Origin of the sequence: Acinetobacter lactucae (assembly GCF_013122135.1) — a bacterium.
Lineage (GTDB): Bacteria > Pseudomonadota > Gammaproteobacteria > Pseudomonadales > Moraxellaceae > Acinetobacter > Acinetobacter lactucae.
Genome location: NZ_CP053391.1, coordinates 3,056,744 through 3,073,149, shown reverse-complemented (window position 1 = coordinate 3,073,149; position 16,406 = coordinate 3,056,744). Strand labels below are relative to the sequence as shown.

The 16,406-nt window shown below is 39.6% G+C and carries 15 protein-coding genes; 7 read left to right on the top strand and 8 right to left on the bottom strand.

The genetic code is table 11. The features are described 5' to 3' along the window. The first annotated feature begins 32 nt into the window (after positions 1-32). The 5 genes from fusA (at position 33) to rimI (ending at position 6,228) form a co-directional block, all read left to right on the top strand. Positions 33-2,171, top strand: coding sequence for an elongation factor G (fusA, locus tag HLV59_RS14355; protein ID WP_057106722.1), 2,139 nt, complete (start codon positions 33-35; stop codon positions 2,169-2,171). A gap of 95 nt (positions 2,172-2,266) precedes the next feature. Then, complete coding sequence (gene tuf, locus HLV59_RS14350) at positions 2,267-3,457, top strand: elongation factor Tu (protein WP_005065785.1); 1,191 nt, start codon at positions 2,267-2,269, stop codon at positions 3,455-3,457. Positions 3,458-3,661: 204 nt separating this feature from the next. Beyond that, positions 3,662-4,543, top strand: a complete 882-nt coding sequence (locus tag HLV59_RS14345) for a metal-dependent hydrolase (RefSeq protein ID WP_057105460.1) — start codon at positions 3,662-3,664, stop codon at positions 4,541-4,543. Positions 4,544-4,783: 240 nt separating this feature from the next. Next, complete coding sequence (locus HLV59_RS14340) at positions 4,784-5,659, top strand: metal-dependent hydrolase (protein ID WP_002121736.1); 876 nt, start codon at positions 4,784-4,786, stop codon at positions 5,657-5,659. A 107-nt stretch (positions 5,660-5,766) separates the two neighbouring features. Further along, the gene (gene rimI / locus HLV59_RS14335; protein ID WP_171430641.1) at positions 5,767-6,228 is read left to right on the top strand and encodes a ribosomal protein S18-alanine N-acetyltransferase; all 462 of its coding nucleotides are present in this window, start codon (positions 5,767-5,769) and stop codon (positions 6,226-6,228) included. On the opposite strand, the gene HLV59_RS14330 is transcribed toward rimI, so the two are convergent. From HLV59_RS14330 to trxB, 3 genes are all read right to left on the bottom strand, one after another. Continuing rightward, positions 6,214-7,029, bottom strand: a complete 816-nt coding sequence (locus HLV59_RS14330) for an arginyltransferase (RefSeq protein WP_004703325.1) — start codon at positions 7,027-7,029, stop codon at positions 6,214-6,216. The genes rimI and HLV59_RS14330 overlap by 15 nt on opposite strands. Before the next feature lie 18 nt (positions 7,030-7,047). Beyond that, a complete protein-coding gene (aat, locus tag HLV59_RS14325; protein WP_032063410.1) occupies positions 7,048-7,779 on the bottom strand; it encodes a leucyl/phenylalanyl-tRNA--protein transferase in 732 nt (243 codons plus the stop codon). 122 nt (positions 7,780-7,901) lie between these two features. Continuing rightward, positions 7,902-8,849 (bottom strand): thioredoxin-disulfide reductase, encoded by a 948-nt coding sequence (gene trxB, locus HLV59_RS14320; RefSeq protein WP_016144520.1) that lies wholly within the window; start codon positions 8,847-8,849, stop codon positions 7,902-7,904. A gap of 269 nt (positions 8,850-9,118) precedes the next feature. On the opposite strand from trxB, the gene HLV59_RS14315 reads away from it, so the two are divergent. Together HLV59_RS14315 and rhtC are read left to right on the top strand one after the other, a co-directional pair. Then, entirely contained in the window at positions 9,119-12,169 is a 3,051-nt protein-coding gene (locus HLV59_RS14315; RefSeq protein ID WP_171430240.1) for a DNA translocase FtsK, read from the top strand. Positions 12,170-12,321: 152 nt separating this feature from the next. Then, the gene (gene rhtC / locus HLV59_RS14310; RefSeq protein WP_016142002.1) at positions 12,322-12,942 is read left to right on the top strand and encodes a threonine export protein RhtC; all 621 of its coding nucleotides are present in this window, start codon (positions 12,322-12,324) and stop codon (positions 12,940-12,942) included. A 41-nt stretch (positions 12,943-12,983) separates the two neighbouring features. On the opposite strand, the gene HLV59_RS14305 is transcribed toward rhtC, so the two are convergent. From HLV59_RS14305 to HLV59_RS14285, 5 genes are all read right to left on the bottom strand, one after another. Next, a complete protein-coding gene (locus HLV59_RS14305) occupies positions 12,984-13,271 on the bottom strand; it encodes a PA4642 family protein (RefSeq protein WP_016144524.1) in 288 nt (95 codons plus the stop codon). An 83-nt stretch (positions 13,272-13,354) separates the two neighbouring features. Then, positions 13,355-13,627: a cell division topological specificity factor MinE gene (minE, locus tag HLV59_RS14300; RefSeq protein WP_000896934.1), complete on the bottom strand. Its 273-nt coding sequence runs from the start codon at positions 13,625-13,627 to the stop codon at positions 13,355-13,357. 2 nt (positions 13,628-13,629) lie between these two features. Further along, positions 13,630-14,442, bottom strand: a complete 813-nt coding sequence (gene minD, locus HLV59_RS14295; RefSeq protein WP_002121719.1) for a septum site-determining protein MinD — start codon at positions 14,440-14,442, stop codon at positions 13,630-13,632. Between the two features lie 66 nt (positions 14,443-14,508). Next, positions 14,509-15,237 (bottom strand): septum site-determining protein MinC, encoded by a 729-nt coding sequence (minC, locus tag HLV59_RS14290; RefSeq protein ID WP_005075304.1) that lies wholly within the window; start codon positions 15,235-15,237, stop codon positions 14,509-14,511. A gap of 120 nt (positions 15,238-15,357) precedes the next feature. Further along, the gene (locus HLV59_RS14285) at positions 15,358-16,404 is read right to left on the bottom strand and encodes a hypothetical protein (RefSeq protein ID WP_031947564.1); all 1,047 of its coding nucleotides are present in this window, start codon (positions 16,402-16,404) and stop codon (positions 15,358-15,360) included. Positions 16,405-16,406 lie beyond the last annotated feature (2 nt).

The following is a 16,406-nucleotide window of genomic DNA, read 5'->3' as shown; positions in this document are numbered from 1 at the left end:
TTTTAAATATAACATTTAGGAATGTAGACATCATGGCTCGCCAAACCCCAATTACTCGTTACCGTAACATCGGTATTTCTGCGCACATTGACGCAGGTAAAACAACTACAACTGAACGTATTTTGTTCTACACAGGTGTATCTCACAAAATTGGTGAAGTACACGACGGTGCAGCAACAATGGACTGGATGGAACAAGAGCAAGAGCGTGGTATTACAATTACCTCTGCTGCTACAACTTGTTTCTGGTCTGGTATGGGTAACCAATTCGAACAACACCGTATCAACGTAATTGACACCCCGGGACACGTAGACTTCACAATCGAAGTTGAACGTTCTATGCGTGTTCTTGATGGTGCGTGCATGGTTTACTGTGCTGTAGGTGGTGTACAACCTCAGTCTGAAACTGTATGGCGTCAAGCGAACAAATATAAAGTGCCTCGTTTAGCATTCGTGAACAAGATGGACCGTACTGGTGCAAACTTCTTCCGTGCTGTTGAGCAAGTTAAAACTCGTTTAGGTGGTAATCCTGTTCCTATCGTTGTGCCAATTGGTGCTGAAGATACATTCCAGGGTGTTGTTGACCTTATCGAAATGAAAGCGATTATCTGGGATGAAGCATCTCAAGGTATGAAGTTTGAATATGCTGATATCCCAGCTGACCTAGTTGATACGTCTAACGAATGGCGTACAAAAATGGTTGAAGCTGCGGCTGAAGCTTCTGAAGAATTAATGGACAAGTACCTAGAAGAAGGTGATCTTTCTAAAGAAGACATCATCGCTGGTTTACGTGCTCGTACATTAGCTTCTGAAATTCAAGTAATGCTTTGTGGTTCTGCATTCAAGAACAAAGGTGTTCAACGTATGTTGGATGCTGTAATTGAATTCTTACCATCACCTACAGAAGTTAAAGCGATCGAAGGTATCCTTGACGACAAAGACGAAACTAAAGCGTCTCGTGAAGCATCTGACGAAGCTCCGTTCTCTGCGCTTGCGTTCAAAATCATGAACGACAAATTCGTAGGTAACTTAACATTCGTACGTGTTTACTCTGGTGTTCTTAAACAAGGTGATCCGGTTTATAACCCAGTTAAATCTAAGCGTGAACGTATCGGTCGTATCGTACAAATGCATGCGAACGAACGTCAAGATCTTGATGAAATCCGTGCAGGTGATATCGCAGCGTGTGTAGGTCTTAAAGACGTTACAACTGGTGATACATTATGTGATGAGAAAAACATCATTACTCTTGAGCGTATGGAATTCCCAGAGCCAGTAATTTCATTGGCTGTTGAACCAAAAACTAAAGCAGACCAAGAAAAAATGTCTATCGCTTTAGGTCGTTTGGCTAAAGAAGATCCATCGTTCCGCGTTCGTACAGACGAAGAGTCTGGTCAAACAATTATTGCTGGTATGGGTGAGCTTCACCTTGACATTATTGTTGACCGTATGAAGCGTGAATTCGGTGTTGAAGCTAACATTGGTAAACCAATGGTTGCTTACCGTGAAACGATCAAAAAGTCTGTTGAACAAGAAGGTAAGTTCGTACGTCAAACTGGTGGTAAAGGTAAGTTTGGTCACGTATATGTACGTCTTGAGCCGCTTGATGTTGAAGAAGCTGGTAAAGAATACCAATTCGTTGAAGAAGTTGTTGGTGGTGTAGTACCTAAAGAATTCTTTGGCGCGGTTGACAAAGGTATTCAAGAACGTATGAAGAATGGTGTATTGGCTGGTTACCCTGTTGTTGGTATTAAAGCGACATTATTCGATGGTTCTTACCATGACGTCGACTCTGACGAATTATCGTTCAAAATGGCAGGTTCTTATGCCTTCCGTGATGGTTTCATGAAAGCGGATCCTATCCTTCTTGAACCTATCATGAAAGTTGAAGTAGAAACTCCAGAAGACTATATGGGCGATATCATGGGTGACTTAAACCGTCGTCGTGGTATGGTTCAAGGTATGGACGATCTTCCTGGTGGAACAAAAGCAATTCGTGCAGAAGTTCCTCTTGCTGAGATGTTTGGTTACGCGACTCAAATGCGTTCTATGTCTCAAGGTCGTGCGACTTACTCTATGGAATTTGCTAAATATGCTGAAACTCCACGTAACGTGGCTGAAGGCATCATCGCTAAATTCCAAGCTGGCGGTAAAAAAGGTGACGACGAGTAATCTTTCGATTACTATAAGCCCAAACTAATTTCTTAGTTAAAAACCAAGTGCTCATGGGGTGACCCTCCATGAGTAGTTTATAAAGGAAGATCATCATGGCTAAAGCCAAGTTTGAACGTAATAAGCCACACGTAAACGTGGGCACAATCGGTCACGTTGACCATGGTAAAACAACTTTAACTGCTGCGATTGCAACTATTTGTGCAAAAACTTACGGCGGTGAAGCGAAAGATTACTCACAAATCGACTCAGCACCTGAAGAAAAAGCACGTGGTATTACAATTAATACTTCACACGTAGAATACGATTCTCCAATTCGTCACTACGCGCACGTTGACTGCCCGGGCCACGCCGATTACGTTAAAAACATGATTACTGGTGCTGCTCAGATGGACGGCGCGATCCTTGTGTGTGCTGCGACTGACGGTCCAATGCCACAAACTCGTGAACACATCCTTCTTTCTCGTCAGGTTGGTGTACCTTACATCATCGTATTCTTGAACAAGTGTGACCTTGTTGATGATGAAGAATTACTTGAATTAGTAGAAATGGAAGTTCGTGAACTTCTTTCTACTTATGACTTCCCAGGTGATGACACTCCAGTTATCCGTGGTTCTGCGCTTAAAGCGTTGGAAGGCGATGCTGGTCAATATGGTGAGTCTTCAGTTCTTGCTCTTGTTGAAGCGCTTGACTCTTACATCCCAGAACCAGAACGTGCTATCGACAAAGCATTCTTAATGCCAATCGAAGACGTATTCTCAATTTCTGGTCGTGGTACTGTAGTAACAGGCCGTGTAGAAGCTGGTATCGTTAAAGTTGGTGAAGAAGTAGAGATCGTTGGTATTAAAGATACAGTTAAAACAACTGTAACTGGCGTAGAAATGTTCCGTAAACTTCTTGACGAAGGCCGTGCAGGTGAGAACTGTGGTATCTTACTTCGTGGTACTAAGCGTGAAGACGTACAACGTGGTCAAGTACTTGCTAAACCAGGTACAATCAAGCCGCACACTAAATTCGACGCAGAAGTATACGTACTTTCTAAAGAAGAAGGTGGTCGTCACACTCCATTCTTAAATGGTTACCGTCCACAGTTCTACTTCCGTACAACTGACGTAACTGGTGCAATCCAATTACAAGACGGCGTTGAAATGGTTATGCCAGGCGACAACGTTGAAATGTCAGTAGAATTAATCCACCCAATCGCAATGGACCCAGGTCTACGTTTTGCGATCCGTGAAGGTGGTCGTACTGTAGGTGCTGGTGTTGTTGCGAAAGTAACTGCATAATCACTTTCAGTGAAAAAAAGCGCTCTTTTTAGAGCGCTTTTTTTATATTTAATTGTCTAACAATCACTATAAAAGCTGGCCTTAACTGATATTTCAATGTCCTTATTTACACTTAATCCTTTTTATTAAATTTGTATGATAAGAATCAAGAAAACGAACAATAAAGTTTGAGTAACTAAGGTTACTTACTAAGGAGCTTTGGGTATGAATGCTAAAGTGAATATTACGAATCGTGCAGGTGCAAGCTTTCCAGTACGTCGTATGAATTTTGACTTTAATGATGTACCAGAATATTGGATGAATGGTTCTGCTGGACTCACACATTTTATGACTGCATTGTCAGCATTGTTTCCGGCTGGTGAGAAATTCTTTATAGATAGTGTAAGAGCAGTACGTTATCACCCAGCTATTAAAGATGATGAAGCACTGCAAAAAGAGATTAGTGCTTTCATTGGGCAAGAAGCAATGCATACTCAAGAGCATGTGAACTTCAATGCTTCTGCTCAAAAGTTTGGTCATGATGTAGAAACGTTAGAGAAGTTTACCGATACGGCGATTCAAACAGCCATTAAAGCTTTCGTAAAAATTGTTAAACCTTTCGGTATGACCAAAGAAATGGTTGACTTGACTGCTACAACGGCTCTTGAGCATTTTACCGCTACCATTGCTTCTCAATTATTGGTCAATAGGCACATTCAAGAGCTTATGACAGATGAGACAATGTCAACAATGTGGTATTGGCATGCTATTGAAGAAAATGAGCATAAAGCCGTAGCTTTTGATGTATATGAAGGTGTGTTTGGTAAAGGCATAAAAGCTTATGCTTTACGTACCAGCTCTTTAGTGTTTGCTATGACTTTAATCTTTTTGATCCAGTCATCCTTTGTGCTTCGTTTATTAAAGCAAGATAACAAGTTGAATTTAGATGAACTATCAGTAATTTATAAATACGGATATAGCCCTTCTAAAGGCATTATTAGTGGTATGGCTAAAGAAATGCTAGCTTACTTTAAACCTGGCTTTCATCCAAATGACCTAGATACCGTTGGTCTATTGAAAACATGGAAAGCAAAACTAGGTTTGTAATTTAAATCTATGTTGATTTGAAAGGGCTCATGAGTAGCCCTTTTTTCTTTTTAAGTATTATTTGCTAACCATAAGTATAAGTAAGTCTATGCACCTTTATGGGGTTATTAATGACCTCATCTGATATTTCTCTGTCCTCATCTGCACTTAATTGGTACATCGAAAGACGTATGATTATAAATATTAAGAAAATAAATAAAGTTATATGTGAATTAGCTATTCACATAAAAGGAGTCTGAGATGAATGCTAAGGTAAATATTTCCAATCGTGCTGGCGCTAGTTTCCCTGTGCGTCGTATGGATTTTGAATTTGCTCAGGTCCCACGTTATTGGGCAAATTATGATGCAGCATTAACACATTTTATGACAGCATTATCGGCCCTTTTTCCAGAAGGTGAGCAGTTCTTTGTAAATAGTACGCGTGCTGTTCGAAATGATCCAAAGCTTGCTGATCCAGATCTTCAAAAAGAAATTAGTGCTTTTATTGGTCAAGAAGCGATGCACTCTAAAGAGCATTTAGCATTTAATGCTTCAGCACAGGCTTATGGTTATGATGTGCGCCATATGGAAAAGCAAACAGGAAAAGTCATTAAGATGGGTACAGCTGTTGTAACCAAATTGATGAAACCTTTTGGCTATACCAAAGAAATGATTGATTTAACTGGCACCTGTGCTCTAGAGCATTTCACATCGACCATTGCAGCTGAACTTTTACAAAACCCTGAAATTCAGGCCATGTTCCAAGACGACACTATGTATCATTTGTGGATGTGGCACGCAGTTGAAGAAAATGAACATAAAGCTGTGGCATTTGATGTGTATACAAGTATGTACGGACAAGGTCCGAAAGCTTATTTTATGCGTTCAACAGCCTTGATTATTGCAATGGCTTTAATCTTCGCGACTCAGTCTTATTTTACCGCTAAGTTACTCAAGACTGACGATAAATTAACTTGGAAAGATACGAAGTACATGCTTAAGTTCATGTACGGTCGTAAAGGTTTTATGACTCGTCAAATTCCAGAACTACTTGATTTTTTAAGACCAAAATTTCATCCAAATGACTCGGATACCACAGCATTGCTGGCAACTTGGCGTGAAAAGTTGGGCCTTTAAAAAATATTGCAAAAAGGACAATTTAATTGTCCTTTTTTTTTGCTCGTTTTTTCTTGGGAAGTTTTTATAATACGCACTACTTTAGAATCTTCATTGCGTTGAAACTCATGATTCGTATTATGCAAAACACTGATGTGGATATTGTTGTTAAAATTGAAAAATTAGTTCAAACACATCCGTGGTCAAAACAGCAATTTATTGAATCTTTGAACTCGTATCAATGTACAGTGATTGAGTCACAAAACAGAGTCGTTGGATTTTGTATTTTACAGCCTGTTTTAGATGAAGCGAATTTATTGCTCATGGCAGTTGATCCTAAAATGCAAGGGCAGGGTTTAGGATATGAGTTATTAAACTCATCGATTGAAAAATTAGAAAATCAGCCAGTACAAATCTTTTTAGAAGTTCGGGAAAGTAATAAAGCCGCTATCGGTTTATATGAAAAAACAGGCTTTCACCAAATTGACCTGCGCCGCAATTATTATCCTACCCAAGATGGTGGGCGTGAACACGCGGTGATTATGGTAAAAACCTGTACAGATGATTTCGCATCTTTATTTAATGATTAAATTATTCCATTCAGAAGGTAACGTGGTCATAAGAGACGTGCCTAGCTGTTGAATTTCCTCTGGTGATAATGACCTGTTTAAACGGCGCCATTGTCCATCGAGTAGAAGTTCTAAAGGCGTATATTGCGATTTATAGTTCATTTTAGCTGAGTGTGGCACCCAATAGCCTAAGTAGAGATATTCTAAACCGAGCGATTTCACATATTCGATTTGGTTAAGAATAGAGTAAACACCAAGTGATCTGCGATGCTCATCTGGGTCAAAGAATGTATAAACAGCCGATAGACCATCGTCCATTAGATCACAAGTAGAAACGCTAATTAGACGATTATCTTTCCAAAGCTCAAGAAAAAAACTATCTGTGCAGCTATGTACTAAAAACTTTTCAAACTGATCTAAGCTTGGCGGAAACATATCACCATCTGCATGGCGTTCATTAATATAGCGTTCGTATAAATCATAATGAATTTGTGCTGCTTGTCGCGTAGGCAGAACTGTCATGGTGAGATCTTGATTCCGTTTCCATGCTTTTTTTTGCATGCTGTTCATTTGGAAGTCGGCCACAGGAACACGACAAGACAAACATTGTCGACATAAATGACATTCAGGGCGATAAACAAAGTCGCCACTACGACGAAAGCCTAAACGAGAAAGTTCTGAAAGCGTGACCACATCAATTCGATGGATGGGGTCTAAAAACACCATGCGTGCAGATTTATTTTCTAAGTAGCTGCAATCATGAGGTGGAGTAATATAATACTGCAGATCATTTAAAAGGGACTTCGGGTGATATGATTTCATGATTGGTCCCTCCTGTTATCATTCCATTAATTTTGCATCTAATGCTATTGTTTTACTTGAAAATACACGTTCTTGATACTTTTTCCAATTGATAGAGGGGTGAATAATTACATCTTGTAACGATTTTAAGTAGTCTTGACGAGAAAGTGTACTGGCTCCCAGACTAATTAAGTGACTGTTTACGAGTTGGCAGTCTATCCATGGTAGCTGATTTTCTTGTCCTATGAGCATTAATGTATAAAAAGCCATTTTTGAAACATCGGTTTCATTGCTAAACATTGATTCACCAAAACACCCTTTGCCAATGGTAACACCGTATAAGCCTCCTACAAGATCCTCTTCTTGCCAGACTTCAATACTGTAACCGTAGCCCGCATTAAACATCTCACAGTAGCCTTGAATAATATCTTCGCTAATCCATGTTTCGTCTGCATAACTTCTTGGTAGAGAGCAAGAGCGAATAACTTGTTCAAAAGCATGATTGACCGTAATGGTGTAATCGTACTTTTTCATGTTCCGAATGAGTGATTTACTTGGTTTATAGTTTTGAGGATAAATCACACAACGAGGTTCTGGGCTCCACCAACAAATAGGCTCATCTTCATTAAACCAAGGAAAAAGACCATGTGTATAAGCTTCATATAGCGTAGAGGGGGAGAGGTCCGCTCCGATACAAATTAAACCATGCCCATCAGGATCGGCTTCAATCGGGTCAGGAAAAATGAATTGGGAAAGTGGAAGTGTATTCATAAAAACAAAATAAGATCAGCTTTAAGGTTATGCTATAAAAATTAATATATGTCAGCTAGTCATTATTTTAAAAAAACAGCCGTTATAAGAACGGCTGTTTTAAAATTCTAGAAATCTATGATTTAAAGATTATCTAGATATTTTTCTGCATCTAGAGCAGCCATACAGCCTGACCCTGCAGAAGTAATAGCTTGACGGTAAATACTGTCAGCGACATCACCAGCTGCAAAAACACCCGCTACAGAAGTTGCTGTTGCATTACCTGAAGTACCGCTTTGCACTTGGATATAACCATCACGTAAATTTAATTGACCATCAAACATTGCAGTATTTGGTTTGTGGCCAATTGCAACGAATAGGCCATGAACCTCTACGTCTTGCTTAGCACCATCTTGAGTTGATTTAAGGCGAACACTTGTTACGCCAGTATTGTCACCCAATACTTCTTCAACTTCGTGATTCCAGATAATGCTGATTTTGCCTTCTTTTTCTTTAGCAAATAAATGATCTTGCAAAATCTTTTCAGAACGTAAAGTATCACGGCGGTGTACTAAAGTTACATGTGAAGCAATATTTGATAGATAAAGTGCTTCTTCAACAGCAGTGTTACCACCACCAACAACCATTACTTTTTGGTTTTTGTAGAAGAAACCATCACATGTTGCACATGCGCTGACACCTTGGCCCATAAATTTTTGTTCAGACTCCAGGCCAAGATATTGAGCTGTAGCACCAGTTGCAATAATCAAAGCGTCACATGTGTACTCTTCCATGTCACCTTTTAAAACAAAAGGACGTACATTTAAGTCCACTTCGTTAATGTGGTCATAGACGAGTTCTGTACCAAAGCGTTCAGCATGTGCTTGCATACGATCCATTAATGCAGGACCTGTTAAACCTTCAGGATCGCCCGGCCAGTTGTCAACTTCGGTTGTTGTTGTAAGTTGCCCACCTAGTTGTAAACCTGCAATTAAAGTAGGTTTAAGGTTTGCACGTGCTGCATATACAGCTGCACTATAGCCCGCAGGGCCAGAACCGAGAATAATTAACCGAGAATGACGAGCACTCATTGAGGGTATCCTTATTTATTTCGAGAATTTTGAAAATTATACGTGAATTTACCGACCAATAGCGTGAAATCGATGTGGATAATATTGATCAGGTCAATCGAATTAAGTTATATAACAATATAGAAGTGCCTTATGTTAACAACAACTGTAAAGAATCATGCACCTTTTTTGTAAGAACAAGTGCATAATATAAAGTTCATTCGTTGAAGATCTAAAATGTAGTTCTTCACATCTCTAAACCAATAATTAAATGGGTTACAGGACAGTATATGACTGCGGTGTCAAGTGTTTATGCACAGCGCTTATTGATGACATTATTCTTGGTTTCTTTTGGTATTTATATGTTCCTCGCGACAGTAACATATACACCATTTGATCCTGGCTGGATGCATATTTCCAGTGATACTCAGCAAGTATCCAATGCAAGTGGTATTGCTGGCGCATGGATTGCAGATTTGCTGTTTGGTTTTTTAGGATGGGCAAGTTTGCTTATTCCAATTTTCCTTTTCATTGAAGCAATTCAGGTTTGGTGGCCACGTAGTTTCTTAAACCGCCCATTTCGTTATGCTGCACAATTCTTCTTAATTTTAGTTGTATCTAGCCTACTTTATTTACACTGGAATGTGCCGGCAGATACTTTAGATAATGCAGCTGGAGGAATTATTGGTTATGAGTTAGGTCAAAGCCTATCTCAATTGTTAACAATTTACGGTGCAACCTTATTTTTACTGGTTTTCGGAGTAGTGTTGTTTACTCTTGCATTTGGGGTGCAATGGAATAAAACATGGATTACGCTCAAAGCTACACCAAGTTATTTACAAGATTTATTTTATAAGAACGTATCTCCGAATGAGTCGGATTATGATTTAACAACGCAACCTGCTAACAAAGCAGCTGCGGTTAAAGTTGCACAAAATTCTGAGGAAAATGCGAATACTTCAGATGAGAAAGAAGCACCAGCTCCATCTGAAATAGCTCAACCGCAATCAACAACACGACATGATGTAGTTGCTGAGCGTTTATTTGCAGATGTGCTAGCGAAAGAGCAGAGCCGTCCTGAACCTGTAGTAGATACACCAATTACAAACACTCAAAACTTTGAGCATACGCTTGAACAGGCCCATAAACTTGAACGAGATAGCCAACGTTTAGTTGCAACTGGTGAAGTATGGCGTGCTTTGCAGCGTGATGATGCGAGTCATAAGCAAGAAATTGATGCACTTTTAAGAGCAGCTGATGATTCAACAGAGATAGAGCAAGTGCCTGCTCGTGAGCAATTTCAGCAAACAATTTCTCAAGTCAATCAGACTCAGCCTGCATCTAAACAAGACTTACATGGTCTTGATTGGAATGATGATGAGATTTTTGATGAACTGCTTGCTGCGGTTCCAAACAGTAAAACTGCAACAGATGTACATACACCGTTTGTTCAAGATCAACATATAGAAGCAGAACCAACTTCGCAATCCGTTAATATTGCGAGTGAAACGTCTTCACCTATTTCGAATTTAAATCAGTCACCTAAAAATTTGTCAAACGAACAAATTTTTGAAGATTTTGATGATTTATTAATAGATGAAGACATTGCTCCAGTAGAGCCTGTAAGAGCAAGTAGTTATGCGCAATCTTCAGCATTTGTAAAAGCTCCTATCCAAACGACTATTCAGGCCGACAAACTTTCAAAAGAAGAGTTTATTGAAGCTTGGCAGGAGACTGCTGGAAAACCGCAGGAAAATTCTGATTTTGATGAAGACGATTTCGATTTTGATGCGCCCTTAACAGATGCCTCAGGCCGCCCAATGTCTCGTGCAATGCAAGTTGCCAAAAAGCGTTTGGATTTACCAACTTTACCTGGTCTTGACTTACTCGATAAGGTCGATCCGAATAAGAAAGTCAACTTTACTGAAGAGCAGCTTTCGCGCTTATCTGAATTGCTTGAAATTAAATTGCAAGAATTTAACGTAAAAGCTCAGGTGGTGGAGGCTCAACCAGGGCCAGTTGTAACTCGCTTTGAGTTAGATTTGGCACCAGGTGTTAAAGCTTCTAAGGTAACGAATATCTCGCGTGACTTGGCGCGTTCAATGTCGATGGCATCTGTCCGTGTGGTCGAAGTCATTCCTGGTAAACCATATATTGGTATTGAAGTGCCAAACAGTGCCCGTGAAATGGTACGTTTGATTGAGTTGTTGGAAACACCGACATATCGCGACCCAAGTGCATTAATTAGTATGGCGATGGGTAAAGATATTTCAGGTAATCCGGTACTAACAGACTTGGCGAAAGCACCGCATATGTTGGTTGCTGGTACGACAGGTTCTGGTAAATCGGTTGCGGTCAACTCGATGATTTTATCGATGTTACTTAAATATACACCTGACCAATTACGTTTAATTTTAATCGATCCAAAGCAGTTGGAACTTGCAAACTATAATGATATTCCACATTTATTAACTCCAGTCGTTACTGACATGAAAGATGCGGTAAGTGCTTTGAACTGGTGTGTGAATGAAATGGAGCGTCGTTATAAACTTATGTCGTTCTTGAAAATTCGTAAATTAAGTGACTACAATCGTAAAGTTGAAGAAGCGATTGCGAATGGTGAAGACTTAATTGATCCGACTTGGAAGCCAAGTGATTCTGCGACACAAGAACGAGCACCTCGTTTAACGCCATTACCATCTATTGTGATTGTTGCGGATGAGTTCGCCGACATGATTATGCAAGTGGGTAAAAAAGCAGAGGAAATGATTACACGTTTGGCGCAAAAATCTCGTGCTGCCGGTATTCACCTATTGCTTGCAACTCAACGTCCATCTGTTGATGTTATTACCGGTTTGATTAAAGCCAATATTCCAACGCGTGTAGCATTACGTGTAAACAGTAAAATTGACTCGCGCACAATTTTGGATGCAGGTGGCGCAGAAGATTTGCTTGGTCATGGTGATATGCTGTTCTTAGGCCCTGGTAAAATTGAGCCAGAACGTGTGCATGGTGCATTCATTAGTGATGATGAAGTAAACCGTATCTGTGACGCTTGGCGTGAGCGTGGTGAGCCCGACTATATTGATGAAATCTTGACTCCATTTGATGAGGAGCCAGCATCACGTGGCTTTGAAGAGGGTGAGGGTGGTTCTGACCGAGATGCACTCTATGACCAGTGTGTGTCATTCGTTCTCGAGACTCGAAAAGCGTCTACATCTTCGCTACAGCGTAAATTTAGCCTTGGTTATAACCGTGCCGCTCGTATCATTGATCAAATGGAAGAGAACGGCATTGTGAGTTCAATGGGCCCTAATGGTAAGCGGGATATTCTAGTTTAAGACAATATCATTTAAGCCTCTTCGGAGGCTTTTTTTATAGCTTAAATAAAAGTGGACCTATTAATAAATGACTTAAAGATTTTATCGTCTAGTAAAAAATGCTAATGTATTTTCCCTAAATCAATAACAATGAATTAAATCAGGAGAAAGACATGTTATTAGCTCTGATTACTTTAGCCTTTATCCACTTTTGCGCACTTATTACTCCCGGGCCTGATTTTTTTCTTGTATCTCAAACTGCTATTAGTCGATCTCGTAAAGACGCTATGCTAGTTGTTGCTGGTATAACGGCAGGTGTTATGTTTTGGGCTTGTTTGGCACTGATGGGGTTAAATCTTATCTTTGAAAAAATGGCTTGGTTAAAGCAAGGTTTGCTGCTTGCTGGTGGTTTATATTTGTGTTGGTTGGGTTATCAGATGCTACGTTCGGCTTTTTCAAAAAATCAGCAAGAGGGCAATGTTGCAGTTGAACTTCCCAAAGCACCTTACTTATTTTTTATTAAAGGTTTGATAACCAATCTATCAAATCCGAAAGCTGTTATTTATTTTGGTAGTGTTTTCTCTTTATTTTTAGCCAATCCTCAACTTGATCAGGTCCACTGGCTACTCTTTATTATCGTCACAGTCGAAACAATTTTATGGTTCTGCTTTGTGACTTTTATTTTTTCATTACCGAGTTTCAGAGCAGCTTATCGTAATTTTTCAAAATGGATTGATGGTATTTCAGGTGGTATTTTCACCGTATTTGGCATTTTCCTGATTGGCAATCGATAAGCCTAGATAAGAAAAAAGCCTCTTTAAGAGGCTTTTTATTTTTAAGCAAACTTTGCTAGAACTTCTAAAAATGGAGCCGATTGACGTGGAAACTTACCAATTACATCATGGATGCGTTGGCCTTCAGGGTCTTTGGCATTAATGTCACGTCCGTCCGCAATAAATTGAGTTAAAAGACGTTCATAGTCTGTTGGACGCATATGTTTGAAAGCATGGTAGAGCACATGAAAATCTGCATTCACACCACTTGGAGGAAGTTGGTTGAGGTAGGCAAAAACACGCTCATCGGACCATTCTTCATTGAAAGTTGCTGGCTGTGATAATGCCATGACAATCTCCTCATTTTAAAAAAGGCAAAATAACTTGCGTTATTTTGCCTTGATTCTGATTTATTGAATAGTCAGAAATAGAATTATCGTTCTTCAGGTAAATTGATATTCATTTCTAACATTTCGATATTAGCTTCAGAGCGAACCTGCATTTGGATATGCTGTTCACCTACACCGCTAACATAACGACTAACCACTTGCATGATTTCTTTTTTCATCTGATCAATTTTGTCTTGGCTTAAACGACGGCCTAAACCTTGTTCAGAAGCAACAATAACTTTCAAACGATCTTTGGCAGTTTGAGCACTTGATGGTTTTTCTTCGCTGCTAAATAATTTACTCCAGAATCCTGCCATATCTACGCTCCAAATAGTCGTGCTAACCAGCCTTTAGGTTGAGCTGTGATGTGTCGATAAGGACGGTCTTCGCCAAGGAAGCGTGCAACCAAATCATCATACCCCTGACCAGCTTTAGTTTCTGAATACAGAATAACTGGCTTACCCTCGTTTGATGCTTGTAATACACTTGGACATTCTGGAATAACACCTAATGTCGGTACGCGTAAAATATCTTTAGAAATATCATCAATTGTCAGCATTTCCTGACGGTCAGCACGTTCCGGGTTAAAACGTGTAATACATAAATGTTTACGTATACGCCCTTCGTTGTGTTCAACTTTCTTGGTTTTGCTATCTAACATACCAATAATACGGTCAGAGTCACGTACTGAAGAGATTTCAGGGTTTGTTACAATGATTGCTTCATCTGCATGATACATGGCTAAAATCGCGCCACGCTCGATCCCTGCAGGTGAGTCACAAATGATGTAATCAAACTCTTGAGATAGCTCATCAATAACACGAGCAACACCTTCGTCGCTCAACGCATCTTTATCACGTGTTTGTGAAGCCGGTAAAATATAAAGGTTTTCGATATCTTTATCGCGAATAAGGGCTTGCTGCAGACGTGCTTCGTTATTAATAACATTAACAAAATCATAAACAACACGACGCTCACAACCCATAATCAAATCAAGGTTACGTAAGCCTACATCAAAATCAATCACAACAGTTTTATGACCACGAAGGGCTAAACCTGTTGCAAAAGATGCGCTCGTTGTAGTTTTACCTACACCACCTTTGCCTGATGTTACGACAACAATTTTGGCCACCGAATCCACTCCTATTATGGTCATACACCCTTAAAAGGGCTGTTTTTTGGTGATTTGCTTAATAAATTAAAGTTCTAGAGCTTCAAATTCAAGCTCTTGCTTTTCATTTAAATAAATATGTACTGGTTTTTTTACCACATGTTTAGGGATATCATCTGCGACACAATACGTTCCGGCAATGGAAACGAGCTCAGCCTCTAAAGATTGGCAAAAAATGCGTGCAGCTGCGTGCCCGCCCGCACCAGCAATGACTCTACCACGAACTGTGCCATAAATATGTATATTTCCTGAAGCGATCACCTCGGAACCACTATTCATGCCAGCCTTTAAAATAATATCGCCGTTATCTTGTACAAGGGATTGGCCTGTACGCAAAATTTCATCATGATAAGAGGTAATATGAGCGACCGCTATCTTGTTTAGTGGTTTTTTTGTTTCTGCTGAAGACGAGGCAGGGGCGGTAGCAGGTTTTTCCACAATAGCAACTTGTTCAGCTGTCGCTTTAATGCGCTGTAAGGGTTGATCTGCCGGTAAAACAGGGAATTGAATAGCGCGAGCTTCATCTCCTAAAATACCGTCGATTACCGCCATTGGTTGTAAACCTAAGCTCACCAGAAGTTGAATTAATGCAATTAATTCTTGCTCAACTGTACTGTCAATAATCACTAAAGTTCCCTGATAGGAACCTTCATTTAAAATATTTGATAATTGCTGGCGGATCACATCATGATCATTGGTATCGAAGGTTATCCTGCTAAAGTTAACCATTCTGCCGGTAATCCGTATATCAGCCATAAGTCTTCCTTCAAGGCGTTAAACGAGCTGTAATATCGTTAAGTTTATTGTAAATAGGGCAAATGCTAGAACAATTCGTGCCAATTCTCTAGCGTGATTCATAAAAAATTAAATAAATGCTTATTCTTTGATTCGATCATACTCCGCAAGGGTTTGTTGCCATTGTTTGACCTTGACTTGTTTACGTACAGACTCCAATGTCTCGAACACGACAGATTCAACCAATTGTTCAAGCTGACGATTATTAATATTTATTTCACTTACTCTTTGAGAAATTAATTGGTACGTGGGGTTTGGACTGTTTGGTGATCCCTCAATTAAAGGCTCAATTAAACCTGCACTAATATTTTCACCTAATCTTTGACCAATGCTTTGAATTTGCTGTTCAATACGACCGCCGACTAACGGAATTAAGCGTAATAATTGAGTTAGCTCAGGTGTATCAATAATAGCTTGATCTACAATTTTGCCCACACCTTTTGTAATAGCAGGCTTTTGTTCTTTTAAAGCAGTCGCTAAAGATTCTTGTAATAATGCGGTTAGAGCGACAGTAAATTGTTCACGATGATGATTAACCAAGTCGTGAATAATCTGTTTATGACTAGAACTGGTTTCAAGTTCATATCTAATGCCATCAATCACGGTAATTACAACGCGGTCAGATAATTCTTCCATTACGACGCGATAGTAAAATAGCCCAGTTTTCCGCCAACTTTCCGGAACAACTGGATAGCCCAACTCATGTAAACGGTAAGCAATAATCCCGGCGCGGAATAAACGTAAAAAACGGAGCTGGGGAATAATCGCTAAAATTTCATACCAGTGAATAAATGGGAAAAAGAACCAACGCTTATGGTGCTTATTGATGATTGCAATAGCCCAACGCACAAGCAACTCAACAATTAAAAAACCAATAAACCAAGCTTCTGATGTGATCACCCACGGATGCAGTGTAGTACGATAAAAACTGAGTACTTGGGGCAAGTGAATATGTTCAAAGAACCATGCCCCAATACTGCTCATTAAAAAGAAATTAGTAGCAAGACAGAACAGGTTAAAAATGATAATAAACACCATAAAAATGTCGTAGACCAAAAACAGCTTAAATGAAAGACTGTTTGGATCTACATGATGGTATTTGGTTTTTTTCCCAGAACTGTTTTGCATAA

Coding starts and splice junctions, on each gene's coding strand:
- fusA (WP_057106722.1), top strand. CDS start 33: ATGGCTCGCCAAACCCCAATTACTCGTTACCGTAACATCGGTATTTCT.
- tuf (WP_005065785.1), top strand. CDS start 2,267: ATGGCTAAAGCCAAGTTTGAACGTAATAAGCCACACGTAAACGTGGGC.
- HLV59_RS14345 (WP_057105460.1), top strand. CDS start 3,662: ATGAATGCTAAAGTGAATATTACGAATCGTGCAGGTGCAAGCTTTCCA.
- HLV59_RS14340 (WP_002121736.1), top strand. CDS start 4,784: ATGAATGCTAAGGTAAATATTTCCAATCGTGCTGGCGCTAGTTTCCCT.
- rimI (WP_171430641.1), top strand. CDS start 5,767: ATGATTCGTATTATGCAAAACACTGATGTGGATATTGTTGTTAAAATT.
- HLV59_RS14330 (WP_004703325.1), bottom strand. CDS start 7,029: ATGAAATCATATCACCCGAAGTCCCTTTTAAATGATCTGCAGTATTAT.
- aat (WP_032063410.1), bottom strand. CDS start 7,779: ATGAATACACTTCCACTTTCCCAATTCATTTTTCCTGACCCGATTGAA.
- trxB (WP_016144520.1), bottom strand. CDS start 8,849: ATGAGTGCTCGTCATTCTCGGTTAATTATTCTCGGTTCTGGCCCTGCG.
- HLV59_RS14315 (WP_171430240.1), top strand. CDS start 9,119: ATGACTGCGGTGTCAAGTGTTTATGCACAGCGCTTATTGATGACATTA.
- rhtC (WP_016142002.1), top strand. CDS start 12,322: ATGTTATTAGCTCTGATTACTTTAGCCTTTATCCACTTTTGCGCACTT.
- HLV59_RS14305 (WP_016144524.1), bottom strand. CDS start 13,271: ATGGCATTATCACAGCCAGCAACTTTCAATGAAGAATGGTCCGATGAG.
- minE (WP_000896934.1), bottom strand. CDS start 13,627: ATGGCAGGATTCTGGAGTAAATTATTTAGCAGCGAAGAAAAACCATCA.
- minC (WP_005075304.1), bottom strand. CDS start 15,237: ATGGCTGATATACGGATTACCGGCAGAATGGTTAACTTTAGCAGGATA.
- HLV59_RS14285 (WP_031947564.1), bottom strand. CDS start 16,404: ATGCAAAACAGTTCTGGGAAAAAAACCAAATACCATCATGTAGATCCA.